General features: G+C 70.8%; 3 protein-coding genes. All 3 read left to right on the top strand.

Going from position 1 to position 2,733, the window contains the following annotated elements; all coding sequences use genetic code 11:
• The first annotated feature begins 184 nt into the window (after nucleotides 1–184).
• Nucleotides 185–994 carry a serine protease gene (locus E4099_RS31135; RefSeq protein WP_135342451.1) on the top strand — a complete coding sequence of 270 codons (810 nt, stop codon included), beginning with the start codon at nucleotides 185–187 and terminating at the stop codon, nucleotides 992–994.
• Between the two features lie 245 nt (nucleotides 995–1,239).
• On the top strand, nucleotides 1,240–1,548 hold the full coding sequence (locus tag E4099_RS31130) for a chorismate mutase (RefSeq protein ID WP_135342450.1): 309 nt from the start codon (nucleotides 1,240–1,242) through the stop codon (nucleotides 1,546–1,548).
• 100 nt (nucleotides 1,549–1,648) lie between these two features.
• On the top strand, nucleotides 1,649–2,733 hold a 1,085-nt coding region (locus E4099_RS31125), incomplete at its 3' end, for a M1 family metallopeptidase (RefSeq protein ID WP_245245332.1).

Genomic DNA, 2,733 nt, shown 5'->3' with positions numbered 1-2,733 from the left:
GCGGTGGGTGGGCGTCAACTGTCCGTACTGCGAACGGAATTGGCCGGAAAGCGGTCCTTGCAGCCCCCTTCGTGGCGTTCGGATAATCGCATCAAATGATTGGCATGTGCGTGCCAAGCGTCTCGAGTGTGCCGAGCATGCGTGCCAATTCCCGTTCCCTCCCTCCCCCACGAGAGGACATCCCTTGCGGAACATCCTGAAGAACGTGAAGAGATCGCTGGCGCTCGCCGCGGTCGCGCTCGCCGGCATCAGCCTGTTCCCCGGCACCGCCGCCGCCCGGTCGGACGACGGCCAGGCCCAGTCGACCACCCAGCCGGTGGTGGGCGGCACCCGCGCGGCGGAGGGTGAGTTCCCCTTCATGGTCCGCCTCTCCATGGGCTGCGGCGGCGCCCTCTACTCCAAGACCCTGGTGCTCACCGCCGCGCACTGCGTCAGCGGCAGCGGCGCCAACACCTCGATCACCGTCACCGCCGGCTCGGTCGACCTCCAGAGCCCCAACGCCATCAAGGTCAAGTCCACCCGGGTGCTCCAGGCCCCGGGCTACAACGGCTCCGGCAAGGACTGGGCACTGATCAAGCTCGCCCAGCCGATCAACCTGCCCACGCTCAAGATCGCCGACACCACCGCCTACAACAACGGCACCTTCACCATCGCCGGCTGGGGCGCGGCCACCGAGGGCGGCGGCCAGCAGCGCTACCTGCTCAAGGCCACCGTCCCCTTCGTGGACGACGCCACCTGCCAGTCCGCCTACGGCGGCGACATCATCCCCAACGAGGAGATCTGCGCCGGCTATCTGCAGCAGGGCGGCGTGGACACCTGCCAGGGCGACTCCGGCGGCCCGATGTTCCGCAAGGACAGCAACGGCCAGTGGATCGAGGTCGGCATCGTCAGCTGGGGCCAGGGCTGCGCACGCCCCGGCTACCCCGGCGTCTACACCGAGGTGAGCACCTTCGCCAGCGCCATCCAGAGCGGCGCGGCCCAGCTCGGCGGCTGAGCCGCCACCGACAGGCGCCGCCCCGGCCGGAACTCCCCCTCCCGGCCGGGGCGGCGCCACCGCACGCCACTCGACCCGGCCCCGCCCGAGCGAGGCCGGCGCCACCCGTCCGGGTCCCGACCCGGACCACCGGACCACCGCCCGGCCACGCCGGTACCGCCCCACCCGGTGCCCGCGACCCGGACCACCCGACCACCATGTAGACGTCCACGCCGCCCCGGCGCCCGGCCGCATAGGGTCTGACCATGACCAACAGCGAGATCGACGAATCCGTCCGGGCCGAGCTGACGCGGCTGCGCGAGAGCATCGACAACATCGACGCGGCCGTGGTCCACATGCTCGCCGAGCGCTTCAAATGCACCCAGCAGGTCGGCCACCTCAAGGCCGCCCACAAACTGCCGCCCGCCGACCCCGCCCGCGAGGCCCGCCAGATCGCCCGGCTGCGCCAGCTCGCCGAGAGCGCCAAACTCGACCCCGCCTTCGCCGAGAAGCTGCTCAACTTCATCATCGCCGAGGTGATCCGGCACCACGAGACCATCGCCGACCAGCGCTGAGCGGCCCGGAAACCCGCCGGGCCCGCCGCCTGGCACCCCGTGGCTCTGCCGGCAGAAAATCCCCCGGCGCCGCCCGCCCGCCGTACGGCAGCATGACGCCATGTCCGTACTGACGCGCGACGAAGCGCAGACCCGAGCCCGTCTGATCGACACCCACCACTACACCGTCGACCTCGATCTGACCCGCGGCCCCGAGGTGTTCCGCTCCACCACCACCATCGCCTTCAGCGTGCGCGAGGCGGGCGCCGACACCTTCGTCGACCTCAGGGCCACCACCCTGCACCAGGCCACCCTGGACGGCCGCCCCCTGGACCCGGGCGCGTACGCCGGCGAACGCCTGCGGCTGACCGGACTCGCCCCGGGGCGGCACGAGTTGCGCGTCGAGGCCGACATGCCCTACTCGCACACCGGCGAGGGCATGCACCGCTTCACCGACCCGGCCGACGGCGAGACCTACCTCTACAGCCAGTGCTGCATGGGCGACGCCAACCAGGTGTTCGCCGCCTTCGACCAACCCGACCTCAAGGCGGTCTTCGAGGTCACGGTCACCGCCCCGCCCACCTGGACGGTCCTGGGCAACGGCATCGCCGAGCGGGTGGGCGACCCCGACCAGGGCCGCTGGGCCCTCGCCGCCACCCCGCCCATCAGCACCTATCTGCTGGCGGTCGCCGCCGGCCCGTACCACTCGATCCGCACCGAGCACCGCGGACTGCCCTTCGGGCTGCACGTCCGCCGCTCACTCGGCCGCCACCTCGACACCGAGGCCGAGGAGATCCTCGAGATCACCACCCGCTGCTTCGACCGCTACCACGAGCTCTTCGACGAGCCCTACCCCTTCGACTCCTACGACCAGGCGTTCGTACCCGAGTTCAACCTGGGCGCCATGGAGAACCCGGGCCTGGTCACCTTCCGCGACGAGTACGTCTACCGCTCGGCCGCCACCGACGCCCAGCGGCAGGACCGCGCCATGGTCATCGCCCACGAGATGGCCCACATGTGGTTCGGCGACCTGGTCACCATGGCCTGGTGGGACGACATCTGGCTGAACGAGTCCTTCGCCGAGTACATGGGCTACCAGATCCTCACCGAAGCCACCCACTACACCGGTCCCTGGACCGACTTCGGCATCCGGGGCAAGAACTGGGGCTACGACGCCGACCAGCGCCCCTCCACCCACCCCGTCGC

This window comes from Streptomyces palmae, from assembly GCF_004684805.1.
Taxonomy (GTDB): domain Bacteria; phylum Actinomycetota; class Actinomycetes; order Streptomycetales; family Streptomycetaceae; genus Streptomyces; species Streptomyces palmae.
Note: the sequence above shows the minus strand (reverse complement) of the source record. Positions and strands in the feature narration are given on the sequence as shown.